The sequence below is a fragment of the Providencia sp. NPDC089933 genome, from assembly GCF_049545585.1.
GTDB lineage: Bacteria > Pseudomonadota > Gammaproteobacteria > Enterobacterales > Enterobacteriaceae > Providencia > Providencia huashanensis.
This window is the reverse complement of sequence record NZ_JBMWDT010000010.1, coordinates 1-14915: the sequence shown is the minus strand read 5'-3', so window position 1 is coordinate 14915 and position 14915 is coordinate 1. Positions and strand designations below refer to the sequence as shown.

Genomic DNA, 14915 nt, shown 5'->3' with positions numbered 1-14915 from the left:
ACAGTAGTTGTAAGGTCAACCGTTTTAATTTAATAAGGCTTTAATAGGATATTAAAAATCGAAAAGGAACCTTTAATTAATTCAATTATGATTAATTGACTAAAATATACTGTGCAAAAATAGAAATAAGCTATTGACCTTGTATCTACTTTAAGGTTTTTAATAATAATCATTAATTTAAATACATACTTAAATAAGGGTTAATGATGAAGAAGATGATAGTTTTATTAGCGTTAAGTTTATTTAGTTACCAGGGTTTGGCTTCCGGTAATAAGGTTAACTTTCAGCCGGTATCAAATAAAATAATTGAAAATAATTCCTCAACAGAACCTCACAGAAAAATATTAGTAACAAAGACTTTTGTTGGTGATGCTAGTTTGTCATCAATTGAAATGCAGGCTCAGCAAGAAGCTAAAAAGTTAGGAGCGAGCCGCTATAAAATTGTTGGCGCAAGCGGTGAAAATCAACTTCGAGGACATGTCACATTTTATCAGTAAAGCCATTCGGTTTTATTAAGGAGATGAGCGATGAGTCATCAAACCATTAGAGAAAATGTAATACAAGATATTCTTTTGTGGATCGATATGAATGTAGATAAACCACTACAGATAGCGGAAATCTCTGATAGAGCAGGATATTCAAAGTGGTATTTCCAACGTATTTTTAAAAATACGGTTGGTGTGAGTTTAGGACAATATCTTTTAATCAGCCGCTTGTTAAGGGTATCAACAGATTTGAAAGAAACCAATGATAAAATCATTGATATCGCTTTCAGGTATGGATTTGATGGTCAGCAAGGGCTAACACGAGCATTTAAGCGAGAATTGAAAGTGACCCCTGCTAAATATAGGAGAGAAACAATGCTAAGATATCATGCATAGTTTAGTGAATAGGTTTTAGAAGAAGGAATAGAATTAGCTAGTCATCTGGCTAATTCTATATACCAAAAGAACCAAAAAATACGATACTAATAAATTTAATTATATATTTTAATAATATAGTGGACAAATGAAAAAAAATATGTTTTTTTCTTGACATTACAATGATGGTAAGGATTAGTATTATTGAAAGTTTACAATGGGCTGTATCCGTTTTTAGGTGGTCAATAATGAAAATAGGTGAATTATCAAAACTATTCAACATTCCAAGGGAGACTATACGTTTCTATGAAAAAGAGGGGTTAATTATTCCTCCTAATAGAAATGATAATAACTATCGAAGCTATAGTGAAAATCACATTGAGAGACTAAGGTTTATTAAAAACTGCCGTAGTCTTAATATGTCTCATCGCGAAATAAAAAAACTATTAGACTTAGTGGATAATAATAGTAATGATTGCCAATTAGTTGAATCTGTTATTAATACGCATTTAATTAATGTGAGAGAAAATATTGAAAAATTAATTAACTTAGAGAAGGAACTAATTATTTTACAAGAACATAGTGATGAAATAGGTTCTCGATATAAATGTGGGATCATAAAAAATCTATTATCTAAAGAATATTAGATAAATAAGGATAGCATATTGACTACCCTTATAAGCTTTATAATTACAACGCTTTTAACATACGAATTTCACAGTCGCTATGGCCTGTATTACCTAAAGGGGCATCAATAAATTCAAAACCTAACTTTTCGTATAGCTTAATTGCGGCTTGTAAGTCTTTGGTGGTTTCTAAATAGCAACGGGTATAACCTTGTTGTTTCGCAAACTCCAGTGACATCTGCACAATTTTTTTGGCTAAGCCTTTGCCACGTAATACGGAAGATAAATACATTTTCTGTAATTCCGCTGTTTCGTTATCGCCGCCTGCCAGTTGTGAAACACCGCCGCCACCGACAATTTCCCCATCCATTTCTACCACCCAATAAGCGCTACGGGGTTTGTTGTATACCTCAAATAAGGTATCTAAGATGGGGTCTGCAACGGCAAATCCTTTATCTGCAGTTAAACCATGTTCAGCAGAAACTTCACGGATCACCGCGGCAATCCCTGCATTATCTTGTTGTTCAATAAGTCGAACGTTATAGTTTTGTGTTGTCATGTGAAACTCTTGATTATTATTGTGTACAACTCAGTGTAGAGAGAACCAGAAGGGAACTTCAATCTGAGAACTGCGAACGCAGTCGTTTGATGATACTCGAATTATTCAGCAAGAAAAAGCCCTTATTAGTTAAACCAATAAGGGCTTTCAAGTCGGCTAAATTAATGAACCGTTATAAAGAGGCAATTGTCACTTTTTGCGCTTCAATTTTCGCTTTCGCTTCAATATTAGCGGTTAAACGCTCACGCTCTTTTTCCACTACCGCAGCAGGTGCACGGCTTACAAAACCTTCATTTGCCAGTTTGTTTTCAATGGTTTCGATCTCTTTAATCACTTTTTCCAGCTCTTTATCTAAACGAGCCAGTTCGGCGTCTTTGTCTACTAGACCCGCCATTGGGATCAGTAACTCAGCACCACCAACTAATTTGGTGACAGATATAGGCGCTTCTTCACCTTCAGTTAATACTGAGATGCTTTCTAAGCGAGCCATTGACTTGATAAAGTTCTGGTTTTCATCGACACGACGTTTCGCATCGGCAGAAGCACCACGCAGCATTACATCGAGCGGTTTACCTGGGGAAATATTCATTTCAGCACGAATATTACGCACGGCGATAATCGCTTCTTTGATCCACTCAAGGTCACTCAGCGCGAGTTGATCCACTTTAGCCGCATCGAACTCAGGGAACGCTTGTAGCATGATAGTATCAGCGTCGATACCTTTCACTACTTTGACGCGTTGCCAGATGGTTTCAGTGATAAACGGAATGATAGGATGTGCAAGGCGCAGTAAGCCTTCTAATACCTCAATTAAAGTGAAACGAGCCGCACGAACTTGTGCTTCGTTACCTTTATGAACCGCAGGTTTAGACAGCTCTAAATACCAGTCACAGAACTCGTTCCATGTGAAATCATACAGAATACCCGCTGCGATATCGTAACGGTGAGTGTCTAACGCATCGCGGTAAGCTTTCACTGTCTGATTAAATTGTGCCATGATCCAGCGGTCAGCGAGTGAAAAGCTCATCTCTCCGCCGTTTTGGCCGCAATCTTGACCTTCCGTGTTCATCAACACGAAACGGCTCGCATTCCAGAGTTTATTACAGAAGTTACGGTAACCAGACAGGCGTTTCATATCCCAGTTGATATCACGACCTGTTGAAGCTAATGCCGCTAAAGTAAAGCGCAGTGCATCGGTTCCGTGGGCTTCAATTCCTTCTGGATACTCTTTACGGGTGCGTTTAGCGATCTTTTCAGCCAATTGTGGCTGCATCATGTTGCCTGTGCGTTTTTCGAGTAAATCTTCCAGAGAAATACCGTCAATCATATCCAGTGGGTCAATAACGTTCCCTTTGGATTTCGACATTTTTTGGCCTTCTTCATCGCGGATCAGGCCTGTCATGTAAACAGTTTTAAATGGAACTTGTGGCTCGCCATTTTCATCTTTAATGAAATGCATGGTCATCATGATCATTCGGGCGATCCAGAAGAAAATAATATCAAACCCACTGACTAATACATCGGTTGGATGGAAAGTTTTCAGTGCATCTGTATTTTCTGGCCAGCCGAGGGTGGAGAATGTCCACAAGCCGGAAGAGAACCAAGTATCTAGAACGTCATCATCTTGACGTAGTGTGATATCTGCCCCTAAGTTGTTTTCACGGCGAACTTCGTCTTCGTCACGACCTACGTAGACGTTGCCTTTTTCGTCATACCACGCGGGGATGCGGTGACCCCACCACAATTGGCGAGAAATACACCAATCTTGGATATCACGCATCCACGAGAAATACATGTTTTCGTATTGGCGAGGAACGAACTGAATACGACCGTCTTCGACAGCTTTGATGGCATCACGGGCTAAAGGCTCAGTACGTACATACCATTGGTCAGTTAGCATTGGCTCAATAACGACACCACCACGATCGCCATAAGGGACGGTGAGGTCATGAGGTTTCACCTCAACGAGTAGGCCTAATTGCTCAAACTCTGCCACAATAGCTTTACGTGCTGCAAAGCGCTCCATGCCACGGTATGCTTCAGGCATTTCGCTGCTATAAGCGGTTGATGGGTTACCGTTAGTATCGAAAACTTCAGCTTCGCTACGTACGTTACCATCTAAATCCATCATGTTAATCATCGTTAACTGATGGCGCTTACCGACTTCGTAGTCATTAAAGTCATGAGCTGGGGTGATTTTCACGCAGCCCGTGCCTTTTTCCATATCGGCGTGCTCGTCACCAACAATAGGAATACGGCGGTTAACAATTGGTAGGATAATTTCTTTACCAATCAAATCTTTATAGCGAGGATCTTCTGGGTTAACAGCAACGCCAGTATCTCCCAACATGGTTTCAGGACGTGTAGTAGCAACGACTAAATAGTCTTTGCCTTCGGCGGTTTTTGCCCCGTCAGCTAATGGGTAACGCAGGTGCCACATAGAACCTTTAACTTCACGGTTTTCAACTTCTAAATCAGAAATTGCGGTGTGCAGTTTTGGGTCCCAGTTAACAAGGCGCTTACCACGGTAAATTAAGTTTTCTTTGTAGAGACGAACGAAAGCTTCTTTAACAGCTTTAGATAAGCCTTCATCCATGGTGAAGCGTTCGCGTTCCCAATCAACAGAGTCGCCTAGCCGACGCATTTGTTGAGAAATAGTGCCGCCAGATTCTGCTTTCCATTCCCAAATTTTGTCAATAAATGCATCACGGCCGTAATCGTGACGGTTTTTGCCTTCTTCTGCCGCAATTTTACGCTCAACGACCATTTGAGTCGCGATACCTGCGTGGTCAGTACCTGTTTGCCATAAGGTATTTTTACCTTGCATACGTTGGTAACGGATCATGGTATCCATGATGGTTTGTTGGAAGGCATGCCCCATATGCAGGCTACCAGTGACGTTCGGTGGTGGAATGACGACACAGAAGCTATCTTGGGTGGTATCCCCATTAGGTTTGAAATAACCGCTTTTCTCCCAGTGAGCATACAGTGATTGCTCAATTTCTGCGGGGTTATAGGTTTTATCGAGCGAAGGCTCATTCATTGGGCTATCTGGTTTCTTTTCCATTATCTTTTGTATTCAGTAAGTTGGCGGCGCCGCCATAGTCAAATTGAAGCCGACGCTACGGTATATTTTGTACCGCTCACGCGCCAACTGTTTTAAAGTTTCATCAATAGGTACGAAGTCTATCACTTCATGGAAAGCCGTGGCAAAATCTGCGAACTGATTTTGTAAATTAATCAGTATATCACGTGGCGTATTTCCCCGTTTGGCAGGCCAACAAATTTCAATAGGCGCACCATAACGAGGGCCTTCACCCGCTAAATTATGGGGAACAAACTGATGTGGATCACGCTGCCACAAGGTTTCATCTATTTTTTCTGCCTGTTGCTGCGTTTCGCAAGCAATCAGAACTCGCTTCCCATTACGCCACAATTGAGCAGCAAGCTCGCAAGCTAGCCATTCATGGGCTTCAAGATCAGGAAGCGGTGAGGCTTGTGTTAGTTGGTAAAATGTACCTTTTTTCATATACCCATTATACCCGTCATACTTCAGTTTGTAGGGGTGTTGGCTACGCTCTTTCGCCTTAGTCACATACTTATGTATGCTCCTAAGGTCTCAGTCGCTTGCCGCCTACCTACAAACTGAATTATCTAGGGTATAGCTTAAATCGCTACCCTTCAATTTGCAGGGGTGTTAGCTACGTTTTTTCGCCTTAGTCACCTACTTAGGTATGCTCCTAAGGTCTCAATCGCTTGCCGCCTACCTACAAACTGAATTATCTAGGGTATAGCTTAAATCGCTACCCTTCAATTTGCAGGGGTGTATTTTGGTAACCAAGCGCAGTATATATCTATGCTTAATTATATCCTTTTTTATAGCTGCCTCAAAATGGCTTTCTCAGTGCCTTGAAAACCAAAAAACAATATCCCGAATCACTATTGCTCATCGGGATATTTTTATGGACGAGATACAGCTAAATCATTTAAATGGGATTACTCATCACCATTTAAACCCGCGCGGTTTAGTAAAAACTGCGCTAGCATCGCGACCGGACGACCAGTAGCCCCTTTCGCGGCACCTGAACGCCAAGCGGTACCTGCAATATCAAGGTGTGCCCAGTTATATTTAGTGGCAAAGCGAGATAGGAAGCAGCCAGCGGTAATTGCACCTGCTGGACGACCACCTGTATTCGCTAAATCAGCAAAATTAGGGGTGATTTGGTCAAAATACTCATCCGCTAGTGGTAAGCGCCATGCACGGTCACCCGCTTGTTCCGAGGCATTTAACAGCTCATGAGCTAGTGGATTATGGTTTGACATCAACCCTGTATAATGGCTACCTAATGCAATTACACAAGCCCCTGTTAAGGTAGCGATATCAATAACCAGCTCAGGTTCAAAGCGTTCAACATAGGTGAGTGCATCACACAGAACTAACCGACCTTCCGCATCAGTATTAAGTACTTCAACGGTTTGCCCTGACATGGTAGTTAAAATATCGCCGGGACGATAAGCGCGACCACCAGGCATGTTTTCACAACCTGCTAGTACCCCAATCACATTGATTGGAAGTTGCAATTCAGTGATAAAACGCATCACGCCATACACACTTGCCGCACCACACATGTCGTATTTCATTTCATCCATGCCTTCGCCTGGTTTGATTGAAATACCACCTGAGTCAAAGGTTAACCCTTTACCGAGCAGAACAATTGGCTTGCTGTCCGCATCTGGGTTGCCTTTATATTCCATAATGGACATCAGTGATTCATTTTGTGAACCTTGCCCCACTGCTAGATAGGCATTCATTCCCAGCTCTTTCATTTGCTCTTCACCAATCACACGAGTGGTTAGTTTGCTATCTGAAATATCTGCTAGTTGACGAGCTTGAGAGGCTAAGTAACCGGCATTACAAATGTTTGGTGGCATGTTACTTAAGTCTTTCGCAGCTTTAACCCCTGAAGCAATGGCTAAGCCATGGGAAATCGCGCGCTCACTACTGGTCAATTCACGGCGTGTTGGGACATTAAACACCAGTTTGCGTAGTGGGCGACGGTGCTCTGTTTTATTACTTTTTAGTTGGTCAAACACATACAGCGATTCTTTTGCTGTTTCGACTGCTTGACGTACTTTCCAGTAGTTATTGCGGCCTTTTACATGTAATTCAGTTAAGAAACATACGGCTTCCATTGAGCCTGTTTCATTCAGAGTACTAATTGTTTTCTGAATAATTTGTTTAAATTGGCGTTCATCTAATTCGCGCTCTTTACCACAACCGATAAGCAGAATGCGTTCAGACAGAACATTTGGTACATGATGGAGTAGCAGGGATTGCCCTACTTTACCCTCAAGTTCGCCGCGGCGCAGCAGGGCGCTGATATATCCGTCACTAATTTTGTCCAGCTGTTCAGCAATTGGGGACAGACGGCGTGGTTCAAAGACTCCGACAACAATACATGCACTGCGTTGTTTTTCCGGGCTACCACTTTTTACACTAAACTCCATGCGTTCTCCTGAATCTTAAAGACAAAGGCCGATGCTCCCGCTAGAATTAGCGTTTCGCATGATCTACCTCATAGAGAATGAACTCTTTATGTTAAACTGACCATCTATACGCGAAATAAACCAAGTTGTATGCTGTTTATCGCGATACAACTACGAAGTATGGCGAGTATATTTGGTTTCGCGAATATTAAGCATGTTCTGATATTTTAATCAGTATAGAGAATGCTTTTATATCATTCTAGCCATACAATAAACTAGAGTATATGTTAGTAAATGGCAGACATTGAACGAACTTAGCCATTTTCTACCCAAAAGACAAGTTTTCACAGGCGTAATAAGCGTGATCATTATTAGATATTTGGTACGGGAAACCCTGAAAAGTCAGTTAGCCATACTTTTTGTATTGATGCTAATCTTTTTTAGCCAGAAGTCGATAGATATTCTGGGCGCTGCCGTTCAGGGCAATATTCCATCAAACTTAGTACTTCCTTTACTGGGGTTAGGTGTGCCTGAAATGGCGCAACTTATCTTACCTTTAAGCCTATTTCTTGGGCTATTGATGACCTACAGTAAGCTTTATACTGAAAGTGAAATTACGGTAATGCACGCCTGCGGTTTAGGGAAAAGTGTTTTGGTCAAAGCGGCGTTAGTGCTGGCCATGATTACCGCCATGGTGGCAGTTGCCAATATTACGTGGATGCTACCGTGGTCATCTCAATATCAAGAACAAGTGTTAGCGGATGCTAAAGCTAACCCAGGTTTAGCCGCAATGGTGGAAGGGCAGTTTAAAACCACAAAAGACGGCAACTATGTTTTGTATATTGGTGATGTAAAAGGGAGTAATTTCAAAAATGTTTTCCTAGCGCAGTTACGTGCTGCGAATGAACAGCGCCCTTCTGTAGTGGTTGCCGAAAGTGGTTATATGAAGGAAGACCCTGATGGCCGTCAAGTGGTCATTCTTAATGAAGGGACCCGTTACGAGGGGACGGCATTATTACGTGATTTTCGTATCACTGACTTTGTCAATTACCAAGCCATAGTCGATCATCAAACAGGTGAGGCTCGTAATGACCGCGTTGAGCAAAAGAATATGCTGCAATTGTGGAATGAAAATACACCTGAAGTGAATGCAGAGTTTCATTGGCGTTTAACGATTGTTTTCTCGGTTATCGTCATGGCTTTAATGGTGGTACCTCTAAGTGAAGTGAACCCACGTCAAGGTCGGGTGCTAAGTATGTTACCTGCGCTGCTGTTGTACCTCATCTTCTTTTTGCTGCAAAGTACGTTACGCAATAGTGCAGATAAAGGTGATATTGACCCAAGGTATACCATGTGGGCAGTGAACTTAGGGTATTTAGTCTTAGCGGTGATCCTCAATGCATGGAACACTGTTCCTATGCGCCGTATGCGTCTTAAATTGAGTAAAGAGGTTGCCTGATGTTTGGTGTTTTAGATAGGTATATCGGTCGGACCATCCTAAATTCTATTTTGGTGACGCTTTTTTTATTGGTTTCACTCGCTGGGATTATTAAATTTGTCGAGCAACTGCGTAAAGTGGGTGATGGTGATTACACTGCGTTGAGCGCGGGGGTTTTTACTTTACTTACGGTACCAAAAGATATTGATGTTTTCTTCCCGATGGCGGCCTTATTAGGGGCGTTAATGGGCTTAGGTGCACTCGCTTCACGTAGTGAGCTGGTGGTCATGCAAGCTTCTGGTTTTACCCGTTTACAGATTGCCCTTGCGGTGATGAAAACGGCTATCCCTCTGGTTATCGTGGCGATGTTCATTGGTGAATGGATTGCACCAGCCGGTGAGCAATGGGCGAGAAACTACCGTGCAGAAAAAATCGTTGGTAATTCATTAGTGGTTACTGACGAGGGAATGTGGGCAAAAGATGGCCGCGACTTTATACACATTCAGCGTATTAATAACGCAACATCGATTCAAGATGTATCGATTTACCGTTTTGATAAGCAACAAAAACTTAACTCGGTGATGTTTGCTTCAAGTGGGGAGTATGACACGGCAAATAAACAGTGGGTGTTATCTCAAGTGGATGAGTCAATATTAAGCAGTGAGAAAAAAATTACGGGTTCACAGCGGTTGACGGTTGACTGGAAAACTAACCTTACCCCAGAAAAACTAGGGATAGTTTCTTTGAATGCGGATTCGTTATCTATTCGTGGCTTATATCAGTATGTTTCTTACTTGAAAGAAAGTGGTCAAGTTGCAGCTGTTTATGAATTAAGTATGTGGAAAAAAATATTGGCGCCACTCTCTGCCGCTGTCATGATGTTAATGGCCGTTTCGTTTATTTTCGGGCCATTACGCACCGTACCAATGGGGGTACGTGTTATTTCAGGTATTGTGGGCGGCTTCTTATTTTATGTGCTAAACCAAGGGTTTGGTAACTGGAGCCTTGTTTATTCAGTACCACCGATTATTGCAGCTATCTTGCCAAGCTTATTGTTCCTAATTGTCAGTATTGTTTTATTAGTGAAACGAAAATAGCGTTTTATAGGTCATTAAAGGCTGTGTATCTTCGGGTATCACAGCCTTTTTCTTTGTCGTCATTTACTTAGTAATAAGTTTCCTAATTTACTGATAATTCTTAATAGTTTATTCTGAGGACGGAATAAAGCTTGTTGTTGCCTATTATCTGCAGATGTACTGATATATTCACCTTTAATCCCAATAACATTCAATCGACTTTTATTCGCTAACTGTTGAGCACAAGAAAAAATACCGCCATTCGCCGTATATGACTGGCGAATAAGATAAGCTTTTTTCCATTCTTGCTCTGTGAATGCGATTTGTACTTCTTTTCGTGCTTCACTGACAAGTTTTTTATATTCAGGTGTTTGTTCTAATTTCTTTTGATTGTTTTTTAAAGGATGAGAATTGAGTGATCCAAGATTTATTTCTACTGATGTCGGTTTCTGCGGGGCAGGGAATATGTTTTGGTGGTTATGGATTCTTCTAAGTTGGAGAACCAACTCAGAAACGTTGCCCTGTTTAATGGTACAGGGCCGTGTTATATGATGTAAAAAAAATGGAGAAGTACGCATTTTAATTCCTATTCATCAAGTAGAAGAGGGATTAAGATTAGCCTTGAATCAGCTTACAACATTGCATAAAACGATTATAAATATAAGAAATAGCTTGAATAATAGGGCATTAATACTGTTATTATTAACCAACTATTGCGTAACCTAATGCACTGATAAAGGCGACTACCCTTGTTTGGGGTTGAAATAACTTTTTTCTGGCTCCTGAGATATGACTTTGGTTATCAATAGCTAAAATATTTTGGCGACTCCGGTTTGCTAATTGCTGAGCAAGTGAAAAAAAACCACCTTTCATACTATTTTGTCGTTTAAATTTAAAAGCCGTTTGGCACTTTTCCCGATATATTCGCCTTTCTTCTTGTCGGTAAGCTTTGATAGCTTGTAATTCTGAGCCATCTAAATATTTGTAGGGGTATTGAGTAGCAATAGACCTATTCTCTACGTACTCTGGTTTTTTAGTACAATGGCCTTTAATACTATTCAAAATTTCTATCAATTCAAATTGGCTAATTTTCGGGCATTGTGTAGCCTGACAACTTAATGTTATCGCGTGGTTTTTTGTTTTCATTTTAGCTCTGGATGTGTTAATGGAAGGCTAAAAGATTATCGGGAATTTGAATGAATTGATTTTAAAAATGGGTAGTAAAATTATCAAAAACAGCCTGAATATATCAGGCTGTTGTCGCAATTAATGAGATAATGCGGGTAAATCCACGTTTTAGGGTCGGGGTGTAACTCGCCATTGTTTGTAATGCTTTGGCGGTACTCCTTCAATGTTTTCCATATGCGTGGTTAGAAGATAGCGAAGCGACGAGTTCATTAACGCCAATAGTTAACTTACTAAATTTGCTGCTATCTTTTCGGGTCATGACGACAAATACCCCAATGTTTTGCTGTGGGATCATCGCCATATAGGTATTAAACCCACCGCCGCCGCCTGTTTTCTGGTAAATTCCTGGAGTGCCATTCTTCGGTTTCATATAAACCCACCCAAGGCCTAACCCATCCGCATGGCCAGCGACGTCCATTCCTTTAATTTCTAACAATTTTTCGCGAGGGAAATAGATGCCTTGCTCACGAGCCGCGGTGACTTTCCTTAAGCTCTTATCTGTCGATAAAAATTGTTGCATCCACTTTTGCATATCTGCTGGGGTTGAATACACACCACCGCTTCCTGCTGCTGCAAGTGTATTATGGCAAGGGCTTGGTTTAGTGCCTTCCATTAAACGTGCACATTGAGCTTTATTGGGTGTATAGGTGGTATTGGTCATTTTGGCTGGGGAGGTGACATAATGACTAAACAATTGTGGGTAAGAATGACCTGATGCTTTCACCATGGCATCAGCTAATAAGTCATATGCAAGGTTAGAATAGGATGCCTCAGTGCCTGGCGTCGCATCTAATTTGCCTGTTTTTAACCATGTCCAGCGGTTATCTTGGGTTGGCCAAATAAATACAGGACGCCCCCATTTTCCGCCTGGTTGCTCACGAGGTAAGCCACTGGTGTGGCTTGCAAGGTGGTAGAGGCGAATCGGCTGCCCACTGGCGTTATCAGGCACAGTAACACCATGATAGGCATATTGTTGCAGCGGGTCAGTAATTAATAACTTTTTGTCTTGTTCAAGCTTGATTAATATTTCACTCGTCATCAATTTAGTAATTGATGCTATGCGAATGAGTGAATTTGGCCCCGGTTTTTTACCATTGCCGGGTGCCGTTTCGCCATAATAACGGGATAAAACTTGGTTATTATCAATAACAATTATTGCCATACCTCTGGCGTCGCTTTCGTTAAAAATACGATTGGCATATAAATCGACAATTTTAGCAACGCGTTCGTAGGTCCTTCTATCTCCTTCAAAAACCTGCCAGTCAGTAGATGCAATATCATTCGTTTGCAGAAATTTTGGTGTTTTTTTGGTCGTTGTTGAACATGCCATCAAGGCTAAAGACAACGCAGATACTGACAGAATTTTTAGTAATGATTTCTTCATGTTTGAAGCCAGCCGATATGATTGTTTGCAAATGGCTATTCAGCCAATCTTATTTTTTCTTAGCGAAAATTTTCATTACCACACCAATTAAGATGCCAATAAAGATCCCTGTCGCTATCCACCCAACAAAACCCATGATAAAGCCTTAATGTTTGTATTAGATTGCGGATAAACTAACAAAAATAATTGTCTATCGCCAGTGACCCAGCGTTGTGATAAGAAAAATAGTTAGGGAAAGCTACCATATCGGCTAATGAAGATATAAACAAAAGAAGCTTTCTTTCTCTTATCATGTGATTTTAGCAATATGCGTTTTTTTTAATCGAACAGACTTGATCTTCAAGAATAAGTGTTGCCAGTAGACACAAGGCAAGTATAATGGCAGCGTTTTCCAAGAAACACATCACTTCAGTGCCGGAGTGGCGGAATTGGTAGACGCAGTTGATTCAAAATCAACCGCCTTCGGGTGTGCCGGTTCGAGTCCGGCCTTCGGCACCATAAGAACATCAAGAGACGTCAACCGACGTCTTTTTTTGTATCTGAAATCCAGTGTTTGCAAGGCTTCCCCCGCGTTTTCAGTCAATGCATGTCAATCTAACTCAACCCACATCAACCTCCGAGTGAGTATACATCTGAGTATATCTTCGCTTCGATAATATTTGTATACTCATTATATCTCGAATTACCGATGCTAAAGCAATGCAGGCGCAGCCTGTGGCGTAGACACTTAGTTGTTTGTGTAACTCGAAATCATCAACAGTAATCTGAGATATCTTGTTTATATACTCACTCTGGGGTGAAGAGGATAAAGAATATGGCATTAACCGATACAAAAGTTCGTGCAGCTAAACCTGAAGAGAAAGCTTATACACTGACAGACAGTGATGGCTTATTTCTGTATGTTCACCCCAATGGTTCTAAATATTGGCGTTTCCGTTTTCGCTTTGGCGGCAAACAACATTTAATGGCCTTTGGCGTATATCCTGAAATCTCCTTAGCGGATGCAAGAGAAAGAAGGAATGCTGCCAGAAAGCAAGTTGCTTTAGGTATTGACCCACGCGAACTCAAGAAAGAATTAAAGGAAAAGCAGCAAAAAGAATTTAATACCTTTGAGAAAGTTGCTCGTGATTGGCACGCAACAAATAAGAAATGGTCTGAAGGGCATAGCCATCGAGTACTCAAAAGCCTAGAAGACAATATTTTTGCTGCTATTGGTAAACGCAATATTGCCGAACTGAAAACTCGCGATCTCCTCGAACCGATTAAAGCCGTAGAGATGTCTGGACGTCTTGAGGTGGCGGCTCGTTTACAACAACGCGTGACAGCTATTATGCGCTATGCCGTACAAAGTGGTTTGATTGATTATAATCCTGCACAAGATATGGCTGGCGCAGTAGCGACAGGTAAACGAGTTCATAGAGCGGCATTAGAGCTTAAACGCCTACCTGAGTTCTTACAACGCATCGATGATTATAAGGGAAGACCTTTAACTAAACTTGCAGTCAAACTTACCTTGTTAGTCTTCATTCGTTCCAGTGAGCTGCGCTTTGCTCGTTGGGATGAAATCGATTTTGAAAATGCCATGTGGACGATCCCCGCAGAACGCGAAGCGATAGAAGGGGTTAAACACTCCCATCGCGGATCAAAAATGCGTACCCTTCATTTAGTGCCTTTAAGTCGACAAGCCATAGAGATCTTAAAACAGGTCTATCAATTTAGTGGTAATCATGAGCTGATCTTTATCGGCGATCATAATCCTAGAAAACCAATGAGTGAAAACACGGTTAACAACGCATTACGTGTGATGGGTTATGACACGAAGACAGAAGTGTGTGGACATGGCTTCAGAACAATGGCGTGTAGCTCGCTGATTGAGTCAGGGCTATGGTCGAAGGATGCAGTAGAGCGCCAAATGAGCCACCAAGAACGCAACTCAGTAAGAGCTGCTTATATTCATAAAGCAGAACATATCGAGGAAAGGCGGTTGATGGTGCAGTGGTGGGCTGATTATCTGGATGCGAATAGGGATAGGCATGTGGGGGCGTTTGGGTTTGGGAAGTGAAAAGTGTAAATATCCACTTCATCAGTAGATGATTTAATTTGTAATACATTGAATTTATAAAAATTATAGACAATGTAGATTATGCTGTTTTCGTCTTAATGATGAACAGTATAATTGTGTTATGTCATATTCAAAATTTTTGGTCGTGTATTCAATATAGAGATCATCACAATAGGTAATACTCCCGCTCTATGAATGTGCCGATGATTTTATCATGCATTTCAGGCGACTTCGA

13 protein-coding genes and 1 tRNA gene are annotated in these 14915 nt (G+C 41.3%); 7 read left to right on the top strand and 7 right to left on the bottom strand.

Going from position 1 to position 14915, the window contains the following annotated elements; all coding sequences use genetic code 11:
* Positions 1-206: 206 nt before the first annotated feature.
* The 3 genes from ACPEH5_RS14590 to ACPEH5_RS14580 all read left to right on the top strand — a co-directional run bounded on the left by ACPEH5_RS14590 (position 207) and on the right by ACPEH5_RS14580 (position 1507).
* Positions 207-497, top strand: coding sequence for a DUF1471 domain-containing protein (locus tag ACPEH5_RS14590; RefSeq protein WP_226619061.1), 291 nt, complete (start codon positions 207-209; stop codon positions 495-497).
* Between the two features lie 30 nt (positions 498-527).
* Entirely contained in the window at positions 528-881 is a 354-nt protein-coding gene (locus ACPEH5_RS14585) for a helix-turn-helix domain-containing protein (RefSeq protein WP_042845689.1), read from the top strand.
* Positions 882-1108: 227 nt separating this feature from the next.
* Positions 1109-1507: a MerR family transcriptional regulator gene (locus tag ACPEH5_RS14580; protein WP_042845688.1), complete on the top strand. Its 399-nt coding sequence runs from the start codon at positions 1109-1111 to the stop codon at positions 1505-1507.
* A gap of 43 nt (positions 1508-1550) precedes the next feature.
* Here the strand turns inward: ACPEH5_RS14580 and ACPEH5_RS14575 are convergent, their stop codons facing one another.
* From ACPEH5_RS14575 to pepA, 4 genes are all read right to left on the bottom strand, one after another.
* The gene (locus tag ACPEH5_RS14575) at positions 1551-2045 is read right to left on the bottom strand and encodes a GNAT family N-acetyltransferase (protein ID WP_042845687.1); all 495 of its coding nucleotides are present in this window, start codon (positions 2043-2045) and stop codon (positions 1551-1553) included.
* A 172-nt stretch (positions 2046-2217) separates the two neighbouring features.
* On the bottom strand, positions 2218-5088 hold the full coding sequence (locus tag ACPEH5_RS14570; protein ID WP_198861468.1) for a valine--tRNA ligase: 2871 nt from the start codon (positions 5086-5088) through the stop codon (positions 2218-2220).
* A 36-nt stretch (positions 5089-5124) separates the two neighbouring features.
* The gene (locus ACPEH5_RS14565; protein ID WP_034782118.1) at positions 5125-5574 is read right to left on the bottom strand and encodes a DNA polymerase III subunit chi; all 450 of its coding nucleotides are present in this window, start codon (positions 5572-5574) and stop codon (positions 5125-5127) included.
* Positions 5575-6041: 467 nt separating this feature from the next.
* On the bottom strand, positions 6042-7553 hold the full coding sequence (gene pepA / locus ACPEH5_RS14560; RefSeq protein ID WP_423727053.1) for a leucyl aminopeptidase: 1512 nt from the start codon (positions 7551-7553) through the stop codon (positions 6042-6044).
* A gap of 340 nt (positions 7554-7893) precedes the next feature.
* Between pepA and lptF the strand changes: the two genes are divergently transcribed.
* Complete coding sequence (lptF, locus tag ACPEH5_RS14555; protein ID WP_281110873.1) at positions 7894-8991, top strand: LPS export ABC transporter permease LptF; 1098 nt, start codon at positions 7894-7896, stop codon at positions 8989-8991.
* Positions 8991-10067, top strand: a complete 1077-nt coding sequence (gene lptG / locus ACPEH5_RS14550) for an LPS export ABC transporter permease LptG (RefSeq protein ID WP_071548680.1) — start codon at positions 8991-8993, stop codon at positions 10065-10067. The genes lptF and lptG overlap by 1 nt, the downstream gene beginning before the upstream one ends.
* 59 nt (positions 10068-10126) lie before the next feature.
* On the opposite strand, the gene ACPEH5_RS14545 is transcribed toward lptG, so the two are convergent.
* From ACPEH5_RS14545 to ampH, 3 genes are all read right to left on the bottom strand, one after another.
* Positions 10127-10624 (bottom strand): hypothetical protein, encoded by a 498-nt coding sequence (locus ACPEH5_RS14545; RefSeq protein ID WP_129466592.1) that lies wholly within the window; start codon positions 10622-10624, stop codon positions 10127-10129.
* Between the two features lie 124 nt (positions 10625-10748).
* On the bottom strand, positions 10749-11192 hold the full coding sequence (locus ACPEH5_RS14540) for a hypothetical protein (protein ID WP_129466590.1): 444 nt from the start codon (positions 11190-11192) through the stop codon (positions 10749-10751).
* Positions 11193-11394: 202 nt separating this feature from the next.
* Complete coding sequence (gene ampH, locus ACPEH5_RS14535) at positions 11395-12618, bottom strand: D-alanyl-D-alanine-carboxypeptidase/endopeptidase AmpH (RefSeq protein ID WP_042845677.1); 1224 nt, start codon at positions 12616-12618, stop codon at positions 11395-11397.
* Between the two features lie 413 nt (positions 12619-13031).
* Here ampH and ACPEH5_RS14530 point away from each other — a divergent pair.
* Positions 13032-13116: transfer RNA gene (locus ACPEH5_RS14530), tRNA-Leu, on the top strand.
* A gap of 316 nt (positions 13117-13432) precedes the next feature.
* Positions 13433-14680, top strand: coding sequence for a tyrosine-type recombinase/integrase (locus ACPEH5_RS14525; RefSeq protein ID WP_281110872.1), 1248 nt, complete (start codon positions 13433-13435; stop codon positions 14678-14680).
* Positions 14681-14915 lie beyond the last annotated feature (235 nt).

What these genes read in the sequence shown, in the direction of transcription:
- ACPEH5_RS14570 (WP_198861468.1), bottom strand. Translation starts at nt 5,088, where the DNA reads ATGAATGAGCCTTCGCTCGATAAAACCTATAACCCCGCAGAAATTGAG.
- ACPEH5_RS14585 (WP_042845689.1), top strand. Translation starts at nt 528, where the DNA reads ATGAGTCATCAAACCATTAGAGAAAATGTAATACAAGATATTCTTTTG.
- ACPEH5_RS14575 (WP_042845687.1), bottom strand. Translation starts at nt 2,045, where the DNA reads ATGACAACACAAAACTATAACGTTCGACTTATTGAACAACAAGATAAT.
- ACPEH5_RS14525 (WP_281110872.1), top strand. Translation starts at nt 13,433, where the DNA reads ATGGCATTAACCGATACAAAAGTTCGTGCAGCTAAACCTGAAGAGAAA.
- lptG (WP_071548680.1), top strand. Translation starts at nt 8,991, where the DNA reads ATGTTTGGTGTTTTAGATAGGTATATCGGTCGGACCATCCTAAATTCT.
- pepA (WP_423727053.1), bottom strand. Translation starts at nt 7,553, where the DNA reads ATGGAGTTTAGTGTAAAAAGTGGTAGCCCGGAAAAACAACGCAGTGCA.
- ACPEH5_RS14590 (WP_226619061.1), top strand. Translation starts at nt 207, where the DNA reads ATGAAGAAGATGATAGTTTTATTAGCGTTAAGTTTATTTAGTTACCAG.
- ampH (WP_042845677.1), bottom strand. Translation starts at nt 12,618, where the DNA reads ATGAAGAAATCATTACTAAAAATTCTGTCAGTATCTGCGTTGTCTTTA.
- ACPEH5_RS14580 (WP_042845688.1), top strand. Translation starts at nt 1,109, where the DNA reads ATGAAAATAGGTGAATTATCAAAACTATTCAACATTCCAAGGGAGACT.
- ACPEH5_RS14545 (WP_129466592.1), bottom strand. Translation starts at nt 10,624, where the DNA reads ATGCGTACTTCTCCATTTTTTTTACATCATATAACACGGCCCTGTACC.
- ACPEH5_RS14565 (WP_034782118.1), bottom strand. Translation starts at nt 5,574, where the DNA reads ATGAAAAAAGGTACATTTTACCAACTAACACAAGCCTCACCGCTTCCT.
- ACPEH5_RS14540 (WP_129466590.1), bottom strand. Translation starts at nt 11,192, where the DNA reads ATGAAAACAAAAAACCACGCGATAACATTAAGTTGTCAGGCTACACAA.